We start from the raw sequence: 19,690 nt of genomic DNA, 5'->3' as shown, positions 1-19,690 counted from the left end.
ACCGAAGGTGGCGTATGGACAGCGACTCGCGTTCGGGCACCCGCCGTCTCCCGGCGTCGGTCCCCGCGCGTGTGCCGCCCGCCGAACGCACGACGTCGGAGAGGAGAGCATGAGAGCGCGGATCCGAGGCATCTACACGACGGCGCTCACCCGGACGTTCCTCGACGCCGGTCACGAGGTGGTGCAGGCCTCGGAGCCGATCCGCGAGCGGTTCGACGCCGACTTCGAGGTCACGGACCACGACGTCACCGTCGCGACGACCGCCGACCGACAGGGCGTCGGCGTCGAGGGGACGCCCCACGAGGTGGAGACGGCCCGTTCGATCCTCCGCGAGACGGGGCTCGACACGCTCGCCTGGGACGCCATCGCCCCGCGGGACGCCGTCTTCGACGGCCGCGTGACCGAGACGCTCTCGAACGGCGCGATCGTCGCCCTCGACGACGCGGAGGGGTTTCTCCCCTACGGCAACGTCGCCGACCGGGTCTCCACCGGGGATACGCTCCGGGTGCAGGTCTGCGATACGACCGCGCCGTGGGTGGACTCGCTCCCCGTCCTCGACACGACGATTCGCGCCCGGGGCGGCCTCGCGACGCTCGTCCGCGGGAAAGGCGGCGTCAGCGTCGATACCCGCGACGACGCCGCGGGCCGCGAACTCGCGGGCATGACCGACCTCCTCGACGTCACCCTGCCCGAGGACTGGGGCCTCGTGTGGGACCACGCCGCGACGGAGGCCGGACTCGACGCCCTCTCGACGGCGCTCCACCGGGCGAGGGCCCACGCCGACGATCTCGACGACGCGCTGGCCGGCCCCGTCGACGCGCCTCGGCGTCGCGTCGCGCCGACGGCGACGACGTGGTTCTGGTTCGGCCGCGAATCCCGGTTCGCGCTCGACGCACGGCGGCGCGAGGTGACGGAAACGATGCCGGGTCACCACCGGATCAAGGCCGCTACCCCCGCCGCGAGCACGGCCGTCGACTTCGCCGAGGGCCTCGGCACCGCCGCCGAGGACTTCCCGTTCGGCGTGGTGACGGAGACGTTCGGTCCCGTCGAGGGCGACGCCGTCAGCATCGGCCACGGCAAACCCGAAGGCAACCTCATCGTCCTCGGGAGCGGCGACGTGGTCGACCGCGACGCCGACGGCACCATCGCCGTCCGTCGCGAGATGACGCCGGGGGAACCTACGACGCCCTCGACGTCCCACGATCGACCGGCGACGTCGCCGTCACTCGCTTCAAGGAGGGCCGGTGGTGGTATCCCACCGTCTACCGCGACGACGAGGGCGACCGGAAAGGGACCTACGTCAACGTCTGTACGCCGGTGGAGTGTTTCCCCGAGACGGTCCGGTACGTCGATCTGCACGTCGACGTGGTGAAATTTCCCGACGGCACCGTCGAACGCGTCGACGACGACGAACTCGACGCCGCCGTCGACGCCGGCCACGTCCCCGAAGCGCTCGCCGACCGGGCGCGAAAAGTCGCCACGAGCATCGAGCGCGCGCTATAGACACAGGCGTTCGAGACGGCCAGCCCGCCGTCCGGAGCGACGACGCTCACGACGGAGAGCGACGGCGCGCCACAGGTGGCCTGCCCCGCGAACGCCCTCGCTCGCCACGACGTAGATCAGCGTCGGCCGCTGTGGCACCCGGTGCGAGTCCCCGACGGCGTGTTCGAGTTCCGGCGGCGGGGGCTCACGTCTCGGACGCCGAACGTCCGGATCGTCCCGTTCTCGTACACGATGCGCGCCGTCCAGCAATCCCTGCGTGACCGACGGATCCACGGCATCCACCCGGTCATCGCCGTTGTTCAGGCGGTCCTCGACGGTTCGTTCGTCGGGGTCGTCGTCCGTCGGCACCGTCGCGCCACGTCCCGCGAGAGGACGGCGACGAGAACGGGGAGCCGGGACACGTCCTCAGAAGTGACCCGCGGAATCCGTCGCGTACTGCAGGTCGCCGCCGCGCCCCCTTCGACGGTGTCGCTCCCCACGTCGCCGGTGCTCGGGACCCGGACGGTTACGTCCTCGATCTCGGGGAACGCCTTGATGAGGCCGGATTCGATGTTGTTCGCGGTGACGTTGCTGACGCCACACCCGGAACACGCGCCGCCGAGTTCGACGACCACCTCACCCGTCTCCGGGTCGCACTCGCGGACCGCGCCCGTCCCGCCGTGCATCTGGATGATGGGCATCTGTTTGACCAGCCACGTGTCGACCCGTTCTTCGAGGCTCTCGTCGCTCATCGTCCTCCCTTCGGCCCGGAGATACGGGTAGCTTGTGGTTGTCTCCCCGCTCGCTCGCGTGAGATAATCTGTATCAGGATCGACCACGACGGTTCCGGTCGCCGGTGCCGCGGATCACGGCGCTCGCCAGCGCGCCTTTCACCACCGCGTCGTCGCCGAGGGTCGTCAACTCCACCTCGGGGACGTTCGTGATGACGAGATCGGGGAGTCGCTCCCGGATCGGGTCGAGGACGAGGTCGGGGTTGTTGAGCGCGACCGCGCCGCCGACGTAGACGACCAGCGGCGCGTAGGCGTGGACCACGTTGGCGACGCCGACGGCGTTCCAGTGGCCGAGTCGCTCTACGACGTGGTCGGCGAAGGCGTCGTCGCCGGCCGCCTCGAAGACGTCGGCGGCCGAGAGGCCCGGGGCGTCTATCGGGAGGTCCGTCTCCCACTCGGCGTCGTGGAGATGACGGGCGTAGCGCGGGACGTTGGTGCCGGAGCAGTAGCCCTCCCAGTGGCCCTCGCGGCCACAGCCGCAGGTGAGTTCCCCCTCGGGATCGACGACCATGTGGCCGACTTCGCCGGCGTTACCGTCCCACCCCGAGAGGACGTGGCCGTCGACGGCGACGCCGGCACCGATGCCCGATGAGATGGTCAGATAGACCATGTCGTCGGGGGTCCGCTCCGCGAAGAATCGCTCGCCGACGACGCCCGCGGCGGTGTCGTTGTGGAGGGTGACGCGCTCGGTCCCCAGCAGTTTCGAGAGGGGACCGGTGAGCGGGACGCGGTCGATGGTGTCGGGGAGGTTCGCGGGGCGTTCGACCGCGCCCGCAGCGAGGTCCAGCGGGCCGATGGAGCCGACGCCGGCCGCGACGACGGCCTCGGGGTCCACGCCGGCGTCGGCGCAGGCCTCGCGGACGACGCGCAGAACCGCCTCGGTGACGGCGATGCCGGTCGGACCCTGCGGCGTCGCGTCGTGCGCCCGCCCGAGGACGACCCCGTCGTCGTCGCCGACGACGGCCCGGACGTTCGTCGCCCCGAGGTCCACGCCCACGTAGTAGGCCATCGCCGGAGTAGGGGCGCGCGGCACTTAATTGAGGCGCTTCGGTACTCGCTTGCGAGTTGTTCGATCCGACGCCCGCGAGACGGCCACGTCAGGGCGTCGAGACGGCGGTGATTCGCCGGAGAACGGCGGTGGTCCTCACTCCAGACCCTGTCGGACGTAGAGGACGGGACAGGGAGCGTTGAGCATGACCTCCTGTGCGACGCTGCCGAAGACGGCCTTCCCGGTCGGCGAGCGTTTCCGCCCGCCGACGATGACCTGGTCGGCGTTCGTGCGCCCGGCCAGTTCGACGATGGCCTCGCCGGGGTCGCCGACGATGCCGCGAATCTCGTAGTCGACGCCGTCCTCGGCGAGGTCGTCGGCGACGTCGCGAATCGTCGCGTTGTGGCGTGCGACGTCGTCGGGGGTGGTGGCCTCGCGTTCGAGCTGGACGTCGAGTTTGTCCAGCGTGTCGTGGTACTCCTCCTCCGTGAACACGTGGGCGAGAACGACCGTCGCGCCCGACGGCCCCGCGACGTCTTTCGCCTCCTCGGCCAGACGCGGCGCGCGTTCGACGTCTCTCGGTCCGATGGCGACGAGTACGGTTTCGATGGCCATGTGCGGTGTCTCTCCGCCGCGAGTAAAAATCCTGCAGTGGATCTCGCGGTGCGACCCGACCCCCGGCGGACGGGTCGTCGCGACGCCGGATCGGGTCCGCGCTGTCGCCGTCCACCGGACCGCCAGTGTCTACTGTGTCGGGGCCGTCCGGTCGGTATGCTCTCTCCCGACCTCTCGAATCGAGTCGCGCTCGTCACCGGGAGCGCCCGCGGCATCGGCCGTGACCTCGTGCTGGCGGCGGCGGACGCGGGCGCGGACGTGGCCGTGCACTACAACACAAGCGAGGCGGCGGCCGACGAGACGGCGGACGTCGCCCGCGAACTCGGCGCGTCGGCGACGGCGGTGGGTGCCGACGTGACCGACCCCGACGAGGTGGACGCCCTCTTTTCCGCCGTCGAAGCCGAACTCGGATCGGTGGACGTCCTCGTCAACAACGTCGGCGACTTCGCCCCGCGCCACTGGGAGGACCTGGAGTTCGAGACGTGGAACCGGGTCGTCGACACCAACTTCACGGCGACGTATCTCTGCTCGAAGCGCGCGCTCCCGGGGATGCGCGAGTCCGAGTGGGGCCGCATCGTCAACGTCGGCTACGCGGGGACGGAGAAGGCGTTGGTCTATCCGAAGAACTTCCCCTACTTCGTCGCCAAGACGGGCGTCGTCATGTTCACGCGGATGCTCGCCAACGACACGCAGGACGACGGCATCACCGTCAACTGCGTCTCGCCGTACGTCGTCGAGACCTCGGACGAGTTCCCCGACCACGCGCCGCGCGGCCGGTGGGCCACGTTCGAGGACGTCCGACAGGTCGTCTTTTTCTTCTTGGACGAGGGAAGCGACTACGTGAGCGGTGAGAACGTCGAAATCGACGGCGGATGGATCCCCGAGGCGCTCTGATACGGCGGTCGTCGGGACGTCCTAGTTCGGCAGGTCGTCGGCCTTGTCCTCGACCTGGCGCTTCATCGAATCGCGACGCGACTTCGCGTCCCGACCCGTCACTTCGAGTAGGAAGTCGTTTTTCGAGTCGACGGCGTCCTGGGCGCGGTCGGCGTGGCCCTCCGCGATGACCTGTTCGGCGTCTTTCTCTTCGAAGTGGACGGCGAGTCGGTCTTTCTTGCCGCTGTACTCCGCCGCCCCGGCGAGGATGCGGTCGAAGACGGGGTTGTCGGGGTCGCCGACGACGTACAGTTCGTGGCCGCCCAGCTCTTCGGTGCCGGTCACGTCTCCGAAGTACGATTCGATGGTCGCTTTCAGGTCTGGTGCGTTCTCGTCCAGTGTTTCCCCGCGACGCATCTTGTACTCCTTCATGGCGTGTGCTTCGCGTACCGACGGTTTACCAGTTTCGTCATCAGCCCCGCTCGACGGCGCGTCTCAAGCGTCGCGTTCGGCGATGTACCCCTTCTGACAGTCGGGGCAGATGTCGCCGGCGCGCATCGAAGAGTCGCCGGCGAGACGAGAGAGACCGCAGTTCGGACAGTAGAACTCGGTCCGCGTGCCGGGGGCGCTCCGTTCGACGTCGACGTCGGCGGCGCGGACGAACTCCTTGTCCGGGTCCGTGGGCGCGTCGTCAGCGTCGGCGTCGTCGACGAACGTCGCTTCGCCGTTCGCCGCCGTCGACGACTCCGGCGTGAGGCCCTCGAAGGAGACGTCGGTCCCGCCGCTACTCCCGCGTTCGGCGTCGAATCCCCCGTCGTCGCCCTCGTGGTCGGGCCAGTCGTCGCCGCCGAGCACGACCGCGTCGTCCGAGGCGGACTGACCGTCTACGGATCCGCGCTCCGCGGCGTCGTCCGGGGCGGACTGACCGTCCGCGGATCCGCGCTCCGTGGCGTCGTCCGGGGCGGACTGACCGTCCGCGGATCCGCGCTCGACGACCGCGTCGTCCGTCGTCGGCGGGGCCGCCGTGGACGCCTCGACGGCCGACTCGCTTCGCTCGTTCACGTTCGCATCGGGCCACTGACCGCGTTCGCGGCCGGCGTCGTCGCCGTCGTCGGTGAGGATGACGCCGTCGTCCTCCGCGGCGGTCGGTCCGCCGTCGCCGGCCTCGGCCGCGTCCGCTTCCGCGACCTCGATGGCGTCGGCGGGGTCGGCCGCCGTCTCGTCGGCCGCCGGTTCGCCCGTCGCCTCGTCGGCCGTCGCTTCGTCTGCCGTGTCGGCCGTGACGTCGACACCGCCACCCAGCCCGGTCTGTATCTCCTCGCCACCCCGGATGGGTCTGACCTCCTTGTTCTCGCTGACGACGCGTCGGTCGCCACATCGCTGGCACGTCTCGACCGTCCGGTACGTGACGACGACTTCGTTGCCGTCTTCCTGCCGCTCACGCTCCACCTCCCGGTTGCCGAAATCGTGTCCGAGCAGGCACCTGAGTCCCATTACCGTTCGTTCCGGGCTACAGGATTAAAAGCGTCCGTCAGACGCCCGGCAGACGCCCGCGGTCGACGCCCGACAGTATAAACGGGATGCGAACGATACCCCGGATATGAGAGCCAAGCGGGAGTTCCGGGACCGGAGCGACGTCGAGGTGGCGGTCCTCGACGCCCTCGTCGACCGCGGCGAGGAGGGGATGACCGTCTTCGAGGTGCGCGCCGCCGTCGACGTCGACATCGACTCCTCGAGGACGCCCTCGCGGAACTGAAGTCGGACTCTCTCATCCGCGTCGAATCCGAGGGCGGCGAGGTCACCCTGTACGCCGCCGATCGGGTCGTCCCCGACCCGGAGGCGAACGCCGAGAACGACCGGAGCCTCCTCGACGCGGTGCGCGATCGCCTCGGCTTCTGATGCCTTTTTACCTCCGCCGCGCCTACGCCGTCCGATGACAGCGCTGCGCGAGTTCCACGCCGACCACGGTGCCGAGTTCGAGACGCGAGGCGGGCGCGAGCTGGTCGCTCACTACGGCCGCCCCGCTCGCACTCACGAGGCCGTCCGTAACGGCGTGGGCGTCGTCGAGATGCACTACGGCGTCGTCGTCGTCGAGGGCGACGACCGGCGCGAATACGTCGACAACGCCGTCTCGAACGCCGTCCCCGCTTCCGACGGCGAGGGTCGGTACGCACTCCTGCTCGACCCGCAGGGGAAAGTCCGCACCGACATGTACGTCTACGACGCCGGCGAACGCCTCCTCGTTTTCGTGCCGCCGTCGCAGGCCGAACCGCTCGTCGCGGAGTGGCGCGAGAAGGTGTTCATCCAGGACGTCGAGATCCGCGACGCCTCCGACGAGTTCGCCGTCTTCGGCGTCCACGGCCCGCAGTCGACGGAGAAAGTAGCGAGCGTCCTCACGGGCGCTGGTTCGCCCGAACCGCAGCTCTCGTTCGTCCGCGGGTCCATCGGCGACGCCGGCGTCACCGCCATCGCCGCCGACGCCCCCACCGGCGAGGAGGGGTACGAAATCGTCTGTGCCGCCGCCGACGCCCGCGACGTCTTCGACGCGTTGCTCTTCTACGGCAACCCCTCCGTCCCCTTCGGCCACCGGACGTGGGAGACGCTCACGACCGAGGCCGGGACCCCGCTGTTCGAGACGGAACTCGAAGGCCGTATCCCGAACGTCCTCGGGATTCGCAACGCGATCGACTTCGAGAAGGGCTGTTTCGTCGGCCAGGAAGTCGTCTCACGGGTGGAGAACCGCGGCCGGCCGAGTCGCCGCCTCGTCGGCCTGCGCCCCGATCGTCTCCCCGCGGCGGGCGCGGCGGTGTTCGACGGCGACGAGAGCGTCGGCGACGTCACTCGCGCCGTCGACAGCCCGTCGCTCGGCGCGCCGATCGCCCTCGCTCTCGTCGACTTCGACGCGCCCTCCGAACTCACGGTGCGCGTCGACGGCGAGGCGGTGCCCGCGCCGGTGACGGACCTGCCGTTCGTCGAGGGGAGCGACCGGTCGGCGCGCCTGCCGCAGTACGGCGCGGCCGAGTGACGGCCAGCGCCGCGAGAGCAGCGCCCGTACCTGATCGGTCGAGAACAGCGACGACGGTCGGTCCATGTGGACGCCGATTTCCCCCGAGAGGGCGCGCAGACCGAGCCGCTGTACCGGTTCGGGGAGCGAGTAGGCGCGGCGCACCCACCGACCGAGACGGATCTCGCGCGCCAGGTCCCGCGCCACGCGCGTTCGTAGTCGGCGAGGGTGGTCGGCCGCTGTGGCTCTATCGCCCGGGCGGCGTGGTCGGCGGCGGTCATGCCGTAGAGGATGCCCCCGCCGGTGAAGGGTTTGGTCTGTCCGGCGGCGTCGCCCAGCAGGAACACTCGGTCCGTGGTCACCGTCGCCGGCGGGCCAACGGGAATCGCACCGGAACAGAAGCGGTCCGTCTCGACGCCGTAAGCGCCGGTGAGGCGGTCGAACATGTCGTTCACCTCGGCCCCCGGCGGGGCCGCGAGGCCGTACTCGACGCCCGCCTCGCCGCGGGGGATGCGCCACGCGAAAAACCGCGGAACGGTGAGGTGGACGTCCACGAAGTCGCCGTCGTCGGGCGACTCGTCGAACGCGAGGACGCCGTGGAGCGTCTCGTCGGGGTCGGGGAGACCCACCTCTCGTCGCACCCGCGAGACGGGGCCGTCGCATCCGGCGACCATCCGCGCCTCGACCGTCCGTTCGTCGCCGTCGACGCTCGCCGTCACGGCGACCGAGTTCTCCCCTCGTCGACGGCGGTGACGGTGTGTCCCTCGCGAACGTCGGCCCCGGCGTCGCGCGCGGCGTCCGCCAGCGTCCGGTCGAGTTCGACCCGGTCGATCACGTTCGACACCGCCTCGGTCTTGTAGAACGGGTAGGCCCGCGACTCCGGACCGCCGACGTGGAAGTTCGCGCCGTACACCCGGTTCTGGCGGAGGCGATCGCGGTCGCCCTCGGGGACGTACGACCAGATGTCGGTGCTGACGTGGCCGGAACAGGCCAGCGGCGTCCCCACGTCGCCTTTCTCCAGGGCGAGGACATCGTATCCGGCCTCGGCGGCCCGTCGGGCGAAGCGCGCGCCGGCCGGGCCGACGCCGACCACGACGAAGTCGTACATGCGTGTGCCTCCGTGCTTCGGCGAGCAAATACTTTCGTTTCGCCGACGCGCCCTCAGTCGTCGGCGGTGATGGGTCCGCTCCGGCCCTGCGACCCGGTGTCACCGGTCGCCGTCTGCCACGTCATGAGGAGCATGGCGACCACGAGCGCGCCGCCCCAGACGAACATCGTCGGCATCAGCATCAGCATCCCCGCGCCTTCGCCGAGCCAGATGGTCGCCGGCAGGAGCCACTGGCCGACGAGAAAGAGGCCGGTGACCGCCGTGCGCACGTTGCCCGTCACGCCCAGCGCCTCGACGGCGAAGCCGGTGACGATGCCGATGATGGAGAGCACGCCCAGGTGAGCGTGGGCACCGATCATCCACCCCGGCGGGCCGCCGCCGCCCGCCAGCAGGGCCGTCTGGTGGAGACCGACGCTCATCATCACTGCCAGTCCAAGAAAGCCGGATGTCTTGAGTATCCGCGTCATCAGGGATTTCCATCGCCGTCGATTCACATAAGCGATGTGTTCGTGGGTGTGGATAACACACTTCACTCCCCGTCTCCAATCGCTTCGTCATGTCTCCGTTCGACGCCGACGGCCCGGAACGCGTTCGACAGGTGTTCGAGTCGCATCTCGACGCGGGGTTGCACCACGGCGCGCAACTCGCCGTCTACGACGGGGCGGAACTCGTTCTCGACCTCGCGGGCGGCGTCACCGGCCCCGAGGGCGACCCGACGACGCCCGACCGGCGACACGTCCTCTTTTCGTGTACGAAACCCTACGCGGGCGTCTGTCTCCACCAGCTGGTCGAGCGCGGGAAACTCGGCTACGACGACCCGGTGCGCGACCACTGGCCGGCGTTCGCCGCCGAGGGAACGGAAAAAGGCGAGATCACGGTCCGACACGTGCTGAGCCACCAGGCAGGCCTCCCGTCCGGCCCGTTCGACGAGCGCCCGGACCAGTGGCCGAACTGGGGGCGGCCGTCGAGGCGATGGAGACGCTCGACACGTCGTTCACGCCGGGGGCGACGGCCGCCTACCACGCCCTGAACTACGGCTTTCTCGTCGGCGAACTCGTCCGCCGGACGAGCGGGACGCCCGTCGACGCCTACGCCCGCGAGAACGTCTTCGACCCGCTCGGCATGGACGACACGAGCATCGGCCTGCCCGAGGGCGACGCGGACGACGTGGCGGCGCTGGTCGGGTTCGAGGAGTTCGACCGGTGTCGTCGGCTCGGTGCGGGACTCGGCGGAACGACGGCCGACGCGGCGTCGCTGTTCAATCAGGAGTGGATGCACCGCGCGGTGGTGCCCGCGGCCACCGGCATCGGCACCGCCCGCGACGCGGCGCGCTTTTACGCCTGTCTCGTCGCCGGCGGCGAACTCGACGGGACGCGCCTGCTCGACCCCGGGACCGTCGCGGAGGCGACGAGCGTGCAGATCGAGGTGGAGCGCGACGGCACCCTCGACGTGCCGCGCCGGTACGCCCTCGGCTTCGAGCGCGCGGGGACGGCGTGGGACAAGTACGGCACCCTCGCGCCGCGGTCGACGTTCGGCCACGGCGGCCTCGGGAGCGTCGTCGGATGGGGCGACCCCGAGTCGGGGCTGGCGATGGCCTACGTCACGAACGGTATCCGCGACGAGTTCGAACACGCCCAGCGCGCGAACGCGATGGCCGACGCCGTGCGGACGGCGTTCGGCTGATCACAACACCGTCGCGGCGAGGAAGGCGACGGCGACGACGCCCACCAGTCCGGCCGCGTAGAGGACGCCCGTGGCGACGCGTCCGTCGAGCAACTCCCCGACGAGGAGGCCGTTCCCCGCGGCCTGCACGAGGGCGGCGTGGTAGAACAGCCGCCGGTAGCGCGACGGCGCGGCCGCCTGGAACTGGAGTCGCGTCGCGCCCACGGACGCCGCCCCGTTCGACGCCTGCGCGATCGCGGGCAGGAACTGCCACTCGAACAGCAACACGATGCCCGTGAACACGAGGACGCTCAGACCCACGACCACGAAATACGGCTGCATCCCGTATCGCTGCTCCCGTCGGATCTCGTTTCGCTCCTCGACGTCGTCGGCGAGGACGCCGTCGAGGCAGTCGTCGAACCGGTCGCGCCCCGCCGCCGAGCGCTCGAACGACACGCCACGGAGTTCGCTCCGCAGGGCCTCGCGGACGTCCTCGCGGACGTAGCGTTCGAACTCATCGACCGCCGGTTCGCGGACGTGGTAGCGGTGGGCGCTCGCCTCGGCGTCGAACTGGAGTTCTCCCCACGCGAACGGCGGCGAGAGCCAGTAGCGCTCAACGACTTCACCCGCCGCCGCGGGCGTCTCGAAGAACTCCCGCTCGACCGAGACGTCGGCCGCGTCGACGAACGACCAGTCCGCCGCGGCCGTCTCCAGCGTTTCCTCGACCCGTCCGGTCAGTTCGTCGGCCTCGCGTGGGGCGTCAGCGCCGCGTTCGGCCGCCGCCCCGTCGACGCCCGCGAACGTCCCCACTCGGGGTGCCATCGATTACCGTTACGTCAGCAGTCCGTTAAACGGGAGGCCAAACCGACGCCGCTCCGATTCGATCGACGACTCAGTCGTCGCCCGCGGCCCGCGGCGACGGCGTCCGGTCGGCGCGCGGTCCCTCGATGTCGACCTTCGGCAGGAGGTCGCGGAGGTAGCGCCCGGTGTGGGAGTCGTCGTCGCGGGCGACGGTTTCGGGCGTGCCCGTGGCGACGACCCGGCCGCCCGCCTCGCCGCCCTCGGGGCCGAGGTCGACGACGTGGTCCGCGTTCTTCACCAGATCGAGTTCGTGTTCGATGACGACGACGGTGTTGCCGTTGTCGGTGAGGCGATGCAGGACGTCGACGAGTTTGCGCTCGTCCTCGCTGTGGAGGCCCGTCGTGGGTTCGTCCAGCAGGTAGAGCGTGTTGCCGGTGTCTTTCTTACCCAACTCCTCGGCGAGTTTGACGCGCTGGGCCTCGCCGCCCGAGAGCGTCGTCGAGGGCTGGCCGAGGCGCATGTACCCCAACCCCACGTCCCGGAGAAGGCCGAGTCGGCGGCGGATCTGCGAGTTGGCCTCGAAGAACTCGTAGGCCTCGTCGACCTCCATCTCCAGGACGTCGGCGATGGTCTTGTCCTTGTAGGTCACGTCGAGGGTCTCGTCGTTGTAACGCGCGCCGTCGCACTCCTCGCAGGGGACGTAGACGTCCGAGAGGAAGTTCATCTCGATTTTGACCGTCCCCTGACCGCCACACTCCTCGCACCGGCCGCCCTTGACGTTGAACGAGAAGCGACCCTTCGCGTAGCCGCGCTGTTTCGACAGTTTCGTCTCGGCGAACAGTTCGCGGACGTAGTCGAAGACGCCGGTGTAGGTGGCGGGGTTCGACCGCGGCGTGCGCCCGATGGGCGACTGGTCGATGAGGCGGACCGTCTCGACGTTTTCTATCCCTTCGATGGCGTCGTGGTCGCCGGGGTCGACGCTCGTGTTGTCGTTCATCTCGCGGGCGAGGCCCTTGTAGAGGACGTCGTGCATCAGCGTCGACTTCCCGGATCCCGAGACGCCCGTGATGGCCGTGAACGCCTCCATCGGCAGGTCGACGTCGACGTCGTCGAGGTTGTGCTGGCGCGCGTCGCGGATGGTGAGCGTCTCGTCCCAGCCGCGTCGCTCGTCGGGGACGGGAATGCGCCTGCGACCCGCGAGGTAGTCGCCCGTCAGCGACTCCTCCGAGGCGGTCACGTCGTCGAAGTCGCCCTGCACGACGACGTCGCCGCCGCGCCTGCCCGGGCCGGGCCCCATGTCGATGATGTTGTCCGCGCGGCGCATCGTCTCCTCGTCGTGTTCGACGACGACGAGGGTGTTACCCAGGTCGCGCAGGCCTTCGAGCGTGTCCAGCAGTCGGTCGTTGTCCCGCTGGTGCAGGCCGATGGAGGGTTCGTCGAGGACGTAGAGGACGCCCACGAGCCCCGAACCGACCTGCGTCGCCAGTCGGATGCGCTGGGACTCGCCGCCCGAGAGGGTCGACGCCTCGCGGTCCAGCGTCAGATATTCGAGGCCGACCTCCTGCATGAAGCCGAGGCGGGCGCGGATCTCCTTGCAGATCTCCTCGGCGATCGTTCGCTCGCGTTCCGTGAGTTTCGTCTCCAGGCCCTCGAAGTGGTCGAGGGCGTCCGCGATGCTCATCCGGTTCACGTCCGTTATCGCGGTGTCGGCGACCAGCACCGACCGGGACTGGGGGTTGAGGCGCGTGCCGTCACACGCCGGACAGGTGGTGACGGCCATGTAGTCCTCGATGTGTTCGCGCGTCGAGTCGGAGTCCGTCTCGACGTGCCGGCGCTCCAGGTTCGGGACGACCCCCTCGAAGCGCTTCTCCTTGCGCCGGGTGCCGTTTTTCGTCGTCCGCTCGAACACCACCTGTCGGTCGGTGCCGTAGAGGAACTGCCGCCGGACGTCCGGTTCGAGTTCCTCGAACGGCGTCTCGACGCTCACGCCGAAGTGCTCGGCGACGGCGTCGATGCGCGTCCGGTAGTACGACCGGTTGTAGCTCCACGCCTCGAAGACGTCCTTCAGGGGTTTGGACGGCTCCTGAACGACCAAGTCTTCGTCCACCTCTTTGGTGTTGCCGATGCCTTCGCATTCGGGGCAGGCCCCGTGGGGACTGTTGAACGAAAAGGAACGGGTTTCGATCTCGGAGAAGTCGATGCCGCAGTGGGTGCAGGCGAGCGCCTCCGAGAACTCGACGACGAGACGCTCGTCGCCATCGCCGGCCAGGTCGCCGGTCGAACGCGTCTCCGTCCCCAGATCGACGCCCTCGGGCGGGTCGGGGGCGATGACCTTCAGGACGCCGTCGGCTTCCTTCAGTGCCGTCTCCACCGAGTCCGTGATCCGTGACCGGGCGTCGTCGCTCACTTTCACCCGGTCGACGATCACGTCTACCGTGTGGTCGTAGTTCTCGTCCAGTTCCGGGCGGTCCATCGTGAGGTCGTAGGCGTCGCCGTCGACTTCGACCCGGCTGTACCCCTCGCTCACGAGCTCGTCGAAGCGGTCCTCGAACGCGCCCTTCTGGTCGCGGACCACGGGTGCCGCGAGCTTGAGGCGCGTCCCTTCCGGGAGTTCGAGGATGCGCCGGACCATCTGCTGGGCGCTCTGCTCGCCGACTTCGCGCCCGCAGTCGGGGCAGTGTGGCGTGCCGACGCGGGCGTAGAGCAGTCGGAGGTAGTCGTGGAGTTCCGTGACGGTTCCGACCGTCGAACGCGGGTTGTTGGCGGCGTTTTTCTGGTCGATGGAGATCGCGGGCGAGAGCCCCTCGACCGCCTCCACCTGCGGTTTGTCCATCTGTCCGAGGAAGTTACGCGCGTAGGCCGACAGCGACTCGATGTAGCGACGCTGCCCCTCGGCGTACACCGTCTCGAACGCGAGCGACGACTTGCCCGATCCGGAGAGCCCCGTGACGACGTTGAACTGTTCGCGGGGGATGCGGACGTCGAGGTCCTTGAGGTTGTGTTCCTCGGCCCCGCGAACCTCGATGTAGTCCTTGCTCATCTGGCACGGGGTATGGCTCGGGCGTATGTGTACCCGTCGGTTGCGGACGACGTTTCGCTTTTTACGGGCGTCTCGGTGTTCGATTCTTCGGTATGCTGTTTCTCCCCGACCTCTCGACTGCTGACTCTCCTCTTTTCGAAACCCCGCTTCGTCCACGACGTACCGGCTGCTGACTCTCCGAAAGCCCGCGACCGCTCGCCCCCTTTCAGTCCCGCCCACAGGCCTCGTCCTCCCCAGCCAGGGGTACTCGCCCGAAGGCGAGCACAGGACCCTCGCACGTTGCTGGCGCGGTACGGAGGCCGCGACAGCGCGCGCCGCTTGGCTCGTCCGGCCGAACGTCGCGCCACGTGGAGACTCCGCCGGTCCCTCGGCGGACTGAAAGCGAGAGGACGTTCGAGGCCACTGTCGCCCTACTGAGGAACGCGGAGAGTCGTCCAACCCCGAATCCAGCCTAGCCGGAACTCCCGGCACCGAGAGACGTACCCAGCCGAGCGTCTATCGACTTAGCTCAGTTTCTCGCGGCTGATGTTGACGCCCGTGGGCGTGATGATGATCTGGTCGTCGCCCTTGACGACGATGTCGCCGTCCACTTCGCGCGCGACGCGGCGCAGGTCCTCGATGATGTGCTCGACGGTGCTGTCGCTCGGGCTCAGTCGGGTGATGTCGGCGACGACGAAGTCGCCGTCGTAGACGGCGTCTTTGATCGGCATCGCGTCCCGTTTCTGCTGGATTTCGGCGATGTGAACCGTCATGCCCGCCTCCCCGCGTGCGGTGTCGATGTCGTCGAGACTCAGTTCAACGTAATCCTCAGTGCTCCGGGAACCCCCGCTGCCGAGGATCTTGCTCATGATGCCCATGCACAGTACACGAACCACCGTGTCATTAGTTCTTACGTCAGACGACGCGCCCACGAAGGGCCTTTTAGCCGGGCCGTCGTCTCCTCGCCTATGACCTACAGCATCTGCGTCCACGAGGCCGACGGGAGCGAGCGCGCGGGTCGCCACCGGTTCGGCGTCGCCGTCACGACGCGCTACCCCTCCGTCGGGAGTCTCTGCCCGCACGTGGGCGACCACGCCGCGGTCGCGACCCAGAGTGTCACCGACGCGTCTCTCGGTCGCCGCGGCGTCGACTACGTGGCCGACGGACTCGCCGTCGACGACGCGCTGGAGGCTCTGCTGAACGCGGACGACGACGCCGAACTCCGGCAGGTCCACGGCGTCGATCGAGACGGGGATTTCGCCTTCACCGGGACGGAGTGTCCCGACTGGAGCGGGCACGAGCGCGGGACGCATCCCTCGCGGGACGCCCGGTACACCGTCGCCGGCAACTCGATCACCGGCGCGGACGTGCTGGCGGCCGTCGCCGCCGCCTACGAGGCGGCCGACTGGGACGACCCGCTGTCGAAGCGACTGGTGGACGCGCTCGGCGCGGGCGCGGCGGCGGGGGTGACCGACGGACGGATCTCCCCGTCGGGAGCGCCGCGGTGCGGGTGACGTCGACGGAGTCCCGGTCGCGCCCGTACGACGACCTGCGGGTGGACGCCGCGGAGTCGCCCATCGCGGACCTGCGGGAGACCTACCGGCTGGCCAAGCGCGGCTACGAAGCGGCGATCGAGAAGTACGCCTAAACGGTGAACTCGAAGAGGTCGTCGCCGACGTGGTGGATGGACTCGACGACCTTCCCGGCGTCGCCGGTGAGGTCCGCCCCGTCCTCGAGGGCGCGGCCGACCGCCAGCGCCTTCCCGTGGGTCTCCTCGACGACGACGACGAGATCGCCCGCGTCGATGTCGGCGGTGGCGTCGACGATGCCCGGTCGCATCACGTCCGCGCCGTCGCTGACGAAGCTAACCGCCCCGGCGTCGACGGTGACGACGTGGCGTTCCGGCGGGTGGGCGTTCGCGCCGCGAACGGTCAGGAAAGGCTCGTCGTCGAGATAGAGGACATCCGGGTCGCCGTCGACGAGGACGAGATCGAACTTCGTGCCTTCGAGTTCGACGAACTCGTAGGTGTCGCCGTCGAGGTCGACCCCGAGCTGTTCCGCGAGCGTCGATTCGAGGTCGCGTATCTCGTCGCTTCGAAGGTGGTGGCGGGACTTGACCTCCATACCGGAGCCACTCGCGCCCCGCGGATAAATCGACCGTTCGGCCGCGGGGCTAAACCCCGTCACACGGGCGTCCGACGGCGCAACAAACGCTAAGTGACCGGGGTCCATGGTGGCCAGTATGTGGAGTTCCCGGTCGAACCGGGACCGGAAAACGGTCGTCTGTATCGCCTGTGGGACGTCCCTGCTCCGGTCCGAGGCCCGCGAATACGACAAGGAGGGGAACCGCTGGGACCGACACGGCAAGGAGTTCGAGTTCCTCTGCAAGGAGTGTTATCGGGGCCTCTGTCACCAGCCGCGCGACGAACTCGAATCCCTGCTCGTCGACATCGAACGCGACGGCCCGGACCGCGACGCCTTCCTCCAGCGCTACTTCGGGGCCGTCGAAGAGCGCTACGGATCGCCCGAAGAACCCGAATCCTGAGGCGGAGACGGCGGCCCGCCCCACCCCGACACGCCTAACTACCTCTCCGCTCTAGTTGGTGTTATGTCGAACGATGCGCAGGCGCAGGCCGGAACGGCCGAGGGACAGGGTCCGGTCGAGATCGACGCCGAGCTGGCCCGGCACCTCCAGAACAAACGCGAGGAGTTATTCGAGGAATTCGACATCCGCGACGAGTTCCCCCCGAGGTGGTTCGCGAAGCCGAGCGCCGCATCGAGGACGTACAGGACGAGATCCGGCAGGAGGTCGACGACCGCCGCGACCTGCGAGAGCTGACGGCGTGGACGACCGACCCCATCGACGCCCAGGACTTCGACGACGCCATCAGCGTCGAGGAGGGCGACGAGACGTACACGCTCTGGGTCCACATCGCGGACGTCTCCCACTACGTCCACCCCGACTCGTCCATGTGGGAGGAGGCGGTCAAGCGCGGCAACACGGTGTATCTCCCCGCCTACACCATCCACATGCTTCCGCCGAGTCTCGCCGAGACGGTCTGTTCGCTCGTCCCCGACGAGGACCGCCTCGCCCACACCGTCGAGATGGAACTCGACAAGGAGACGCTCTCGTTCGAGAACATCGACATCTACAAATCCGTCATCCGGAGCGACGAGCGCCTCACCTACAGCGACTGCGAGAAGCGCTTGGACGACCCCGACGCCCCTCTCCACGAGGAGAACGCGCTGGCGTTCGAACTCGCCGACCGGATGCACGAACAACGCAAGGAGGACGGATCGCTCGTTCTCAACCCCCGGCGCGATCGGGCCCACACAATCATCGAGGAGTGCATGCTGAAGGCCAACAAGGCCGTCACGCACGAACTCATGTGGAATCGCGGCGTCGAGGCGATGTACCGCGTCCACCCGCAACCGACGCCGGACCAGTGGAACGACGCCCTCCGCGAGATTCAGGAACTCGACGGCGTCTCCATCCCCTCGGACAAGTGGGACGACCCCCGGAAGGCAGTCAACGCGGCCCTGGAGGAGTCGCCCGACCGAATGTTGAACAAGATCCAGCGCGCGGTCCTGAAAGTGATGCCCCGCGCGAAGTATATGAACGACCCCTTCGGCGGCCACCACGCCCTCAACTTCGACATCTACGGCCACTTCACCTCACCCATCCGCCGCCTCTCGGACCTCATCAACCACTGGATCGTCCACGAGAACGACGTTCCCGAGGACCTCATCCAGCTCTGTGACCGCGCCTCCGACCGGCAGAAGGACGGCGAGACGGTCGAGCGCCTCTACAAGCAGTTCCTCGAAGAGGTGGGGCTGGACCCCTACGCGGTCAACAACCGCGGCGTCGTCACGGTCGACGAAGACGGCGACGTCATCGACGAGAAGGGCCTGCCGCCGGCGGATCGCTGACTCGCGGCCGCCGACCGGAGCTATTTCCTCCTGCGGGTCGTCGTACGGTCGATGTCGCTCAGAGCGTGGGCCGAACTGGCTCGTCCACGGACCCTCCGGACGGCCGCGAACGCGGTCGGCTTCGACCCGAGGAGGGGTTCGTCCCGCCCGAACCGGGCGTCGACGTCGATGACCTGATCGCCGAACCGTACGCTTCCGTCGCCGATGCGCGGGACCGCCTCGCCGCGCTCGAAGCGCGGTTTCGGAACCACGACGACCGCCGAGCCGTCTTCCTGACGGTGTACGTCGCCGTCACCGAGCGCGTTCAGGAGCGCATCGAGGCGGGCGAGTTCCGCGATCCGGCGTGGGTCGCCGACTACCTCGTCACGTTCGCGGACTACTACCGGCGAGCGCTCCTCGCGTACGAACGCGGGAACGCCGAGGCAGTCCCCGATCCGTGGGTACTGGCGTTCGACACGGCACGGCGGGGTCGCGCCCTCGTCGTCCAGGACGCCCTCCTCGGCATCAACGCCCACGTCGTCCACGACCTCGCACTCGCCGTCCACGACGTGGGCGTCGACCCGAACCGCCCCGCGAAACACGCCGATCACGTCGCCGTCAACGACGTCCTCCGACGGCTGATCGACGCCGAACAGCGACTACTCGCCGACCACTACGCACCCGGACTGACCGAACTCGACGCCTCCGCCGGGCGAATCGACGAAGCGCTCGCCTCGCTGTCCCTCGAAGAGGGCCGGGAGTTCGCGTGGCACGGCGCGGTCGCCCGCACGGACCTGCGGACGTCCGTGGCGGACCGCGCCGTGAGATGGCTGCTGGAGGCGGTGGCGACGGGGAACGGCCGGGCGATTCTCGCGCCAAACGACTCGCCGCTTCTCGCGCGACTCCGCGAACTCGAATCCGGAGCGTAGCGCGTCCGGTGCAACTCCCGAGCGGTTTCCTCCGACCCGGTGTATTTGTGGATGGCAGCCCAACATCAGACGTATGTCCGACAACGAGCGTCGATCGCGGCGTCGGTTCCTCCGGCTGACCGGTGCGTCCGCCGCCGTTGGACTGGCCGGGTGTGGCGGTGGCGACGGCGGCGGGGACGGAGATGGCAGCGGCGGCAATGGCGACGGCGATAGCAACGGCGGTGACGATAGCGGCGACGGAGCGGATCTCGGCCCCGTCCCGTCGGCGTACGAGACCGCGACGTCGCTGGACGGGACGGAGCGAAACCCCGACGCGCTGGCGACCAAATCCGGGGTGGAGTACCAGTCGTCGCCGCGGAACGGCCAGCGGTGTTCGGGCTGTCGTTACTACGTCCCCGATCAGAACGGCGACGGACTCGGCGCGTGTGCCATCGTCGAGGGGAAGATCGAACCCGACGGCTACTGCGTGAGTTACGCCGCCTACGACGGATAGGCCGCCGCGCGAACCC

Annotated in this window: 15 protein-coding genes and 7 pseudogenes; 10 read left to right on the top strand and 12 right to left on the bottom strand. The window is 69.1% G+C overall.

Translation table 11 applies throughout. The features are described from left to right. The first annotated feature begins 109 nt into the window (after positions 1 to 109). Positions 110 to 1,503 (top strand): annotated as a pseudogene (locus ACFQJD_RS17950) (DUF402 domain-containing protein). Here the strand turns inward: ACFQJD_RS17950 and ACFQJD_RS17945 are convergent. The 4 genes and pseudogenes from ACFQJD_RS17945 to ACFQJD_RS17930 form a co-directional block, all read right to left on the bottom strand. Next, positions 1,498 to 1,851: a hypothetical protein gene (locus ACFQJD_RS17945; RefSeq protein WP_379800059.1), complete on the bottom strand. Its 354-nt coding sequence runs from the start codon at positions 1,849 to 1,851 to the stop codon at positions 1,498 to 1,500. The pseudogene ACFQJD_RS17950 and the gene ACFQJD_RS17945 sit on opposite strands and share 6 nt — an antisense overlap. A gap of 57 nt (positions 1,852 to 1,908) precedes the next feature. Beyond that, a pseudogene (locus tag ACFQJD_RS17940) lies at positions 1,909 to 2,234 on the bottom strand (NifU family protein). Between the two features lie 73 nt (positions 2,235 to 2,307). Further along, on the bottom strand, positions 2,308 to 3,282 hold the full coding sequence (locus ACFQJD_RS17935; protein ID WP_379800057.1) for an ROK family protein: 975 nt from the start codon (positions 3,280 to 3,282) through the stop codon (positions 2,308 to 2,310). A 135-nt stretch (positions 3,283 to 3,417) separates the two neighbouring features. Beyond that, a complete protein-coding gene (locus tag ACFQJD_RS17930) occupies positions 3,418 to 3,876 on the bottom strand; it encodes a universal stress protein (RefSeq protein ID WP_379800055.1) in 459 nt (152 codons plus the stop codon). Positions 3,877 to 4,032: 156 nt separating this feature from the next. Between ACFQJD_RS17930 and ACFQJD_RS17925 the strand changes: the two genes are divergently transcribed. After that, a complete protein-coding gene (locus tag ACFQJD_RS17925; RefSeq protein ID WP_379800053.1) occupies positions 4,033 to 4,770 on the top strand; it encodes an SDR family NAD(P)-dependent oxidoreductase in 738 nt (245 codons plus the stop codon). Positions 4,771 to 4,791: 21 nt separating this feature from the next. Here ACFQJD_RS17925 and ACFQJD_RS17920 read toward each other — a convergent pair whose 3' ends face one another. Together ACFQJD_RS17920 and ACFQJD_RS17915 are read right to left on the bottom strand one after the other, a co-directional pair. Beyond that, a complete protein-coding gene (locus ACFQJD_RS17920; protein WP_379800050.1) occupies positions 4,792 to 5,181 on the bottom strand; it encodes a DUF5611 family protein in 390 nt (129 codons plus the stop codon). A gap of 63 nt (positions 5,182 to 5,244) precedes the next feature. Then, on the bottom strand, positions 5,245 to 6,243 hold the full coding sequence (locus ACFQJD_RS17915) for a DUF7093 family protein (protein ID WP_379800048.1): 999 nt from the start codon (positions 6,241 to 6,243) through the stop codon (positions 5,245 to 5,247). Between the two features lie 106 nt (positions 6,244 to 6,349). On the opposite strand from ACFQJD_RS17915, the pseudogene ACFQJD_RS17910 reads away from it, so the two are divergent. Continuing rightward, positions 6,350 to 6,648 (top strand): annotated as a pseudogene (locus ACFQJD_RS17910) (DUF6432 family protein). A 34-nt stretch (positions 6,649 to 6,682) separates the two neighbouring features. After that, positions 6,683 to 7,774: an aminomethyltransferase family protein gene (locus ACFQJD_RS17905; protein ID WP_379800046.1), complete on the top strand. Its 1,092-nt coding sequence runs from the start codon at positions 6,683 to 6,685 to the stop codon at positions 7,772 to 7,774. A gap of 9 nt (positions 7,775 to 7,783) precedes the next feature. Here the strand turns inward: ACFQJD_RS17905 and ACFQJD_RS17900 are convergent. After that, positions 7,784 to 8,861, bottom strand: a pseudogene (locus ACFQJD_RS17900) (geranylgeranyl reductase family protein); the annotation flags it as partial. A gap of 53 nt (positions 8,862 to 8,914) precedes the next feature. Beyond that, positions 8,915 to 9,328, bottom strand: coding sequence for a hypothetical protein (locus tag ACFQJD_RS17895; protein ID WP_379800044.1), 414 nt, complete (start codon positions 9,326 to 9,328; stop codon positions 8,915 to 8,917). Between the two features lie 89 nt (positions 9,329 to 9,417). Here ACFQJD_RS17895 and ACFQJD_RS17890 point away from each other — a divergent pair. After that, positions 9,418 to 10,544 (top strand): annotated as a pseudogene (locus tag ACFQJD_RS17890) (serine hydrolase domain-containing protein). On the opposite strand, the gene ACFQJD_RS17885 reads toward ACFQJD_RS17890, so the two are convergent. The 3 genes from ACFQJD_RS17885 to sepF form a co-directional block, all read right to left on the bottom strand. Further along, complete coding sequence (locus ACFQJD_RS17885) at positions 10,545 to 11,345, bottom strand: hypothetical protein (protein WP_379800042.1); 801 nt, start codon at positions 11,343 to 11,345, stop codon at positions 10,545 to 10,547. Positions 11,346 to 11,415: 70 nt separating this feature from the next. After that, positions 11,416 to 14,364, bottom strand: a complete 2,949-nt coding sequence (gene uvrA, locus ACFQJD_RS17880; protein WP_379800040.1) for an excinuclease ABC subunit UvrA — start codon at positions 14,362 to 14,364, stop codon at positions 11,416 to 11,418. 503 nt (positions 14,365 to 14,867) lie between these two features. After that, entirely contained in the window at positions 14,868 to 15,221 is a 354-nt protein-coding gene (gene sepF / locus ACFQJD_RS17875; protein ID WP_379800038.1) for a cell division protein SepF, read from the bottom strand. A 90-nt stretch (positions 15,222 to 15,311) separates the two neighbouring features. Between sepF and ACFQJD_RS17870 the strand changes: the two are divergent. Then, positions 15,312 to 15,991: pseudogene (locus tag ACFQJD_RS17870) on the top strand (DUF1028 domain-containing protein). Here the strand turns inward: ACFQJD_RS17870 and ACFQJD_RS17865 are convergent. Then, positions 15,988 to 16,467 carry an RNA-binding protein gene (locus ACFQJD_RS17865; protein WP_379800036.1) on the bottom strand — a complete coding sequence of 160 codons (480 nt, stop codon included), beginning with the start codon at positions 16,465 to 16,467 and terminating at the stop codon, positions 15,988 to 15,990. The pseudogene ACFQJD_RS17870 and the gene ACFQJD_RS17865 overlap by 4 nt on opposite strands. A 118-nt stretch (positions 16,468 to 16,585) precedes the next feature. Here ACFQJD_RS17865 and ACFQJD_RS17860 point away from each other — a divergent pair, with 118 nt between their 5' ends. The 4 genes and pseudogenes from ACFQJD_RS17860 to ACFQJD_RS17845 all read left to right on the top strand — a co-directional run bounded on the left by ACFQJD_RS17860 (position 16,586) and on the right by ACFQJD_RS17845 (position 19,674). Further along, positions 16,586 to 16,888, top strand: coding sequence for a DUF7562 family protein (locus ACFQJD_RS17860; protein WP_379800034.1), 303 nt, complete (start codon positions 16,586 to 16,588; stop codon positions 16,886 to 16,888). A gap of 63 nt (positions 16,889 to 16,951) precedes the next feature. Next, positions 16,952 to 18,273: pseudogene (locus ACFQJD_RS17855) on the top strand (ribonuclease catalytic domain-containing protein). 65 nt (positions 18,274 to 18,338) lie between these two features. Next, entirely contained in the window at positions 18,339 to 19,181 is an 843-nt protein-coding gene (locus ACFQJD_RS17850) for a DUF5995 family protein (protein WP_379800032.1), read from the top strand. Positions 19,182 to 19,254: 73 nt separating this feature from the next. Then, positions 19,255 to 19,674 (top strand): high-potential iron-sulfur protein, encoded by a 420-nt coding sequence (locus ACFQJD_RS17845; RefSeq protein ID WP_379800030.1) that lies wholly within the window; start codon positions 19,255 to 19,257, stop codon positions 19,672 to 19,674. Positions 19,675 to 19,690 lie beyond the last annotated feature (16 nt).

The sequence above is a fragment of the Haloplanus sp. GCM10025708 genome (assembly GCF_042663985.1).
GTDB lineage: Archaea > Halobacteriota > Halobacteria > Halobacteriales > Haloferacaceae > Salinirarus > Salinirarus marinus.
Note: the sequence above shows the minus strand (reverse complement) of the source record. Positions and strands in the feature narration are given on the sequence as shown.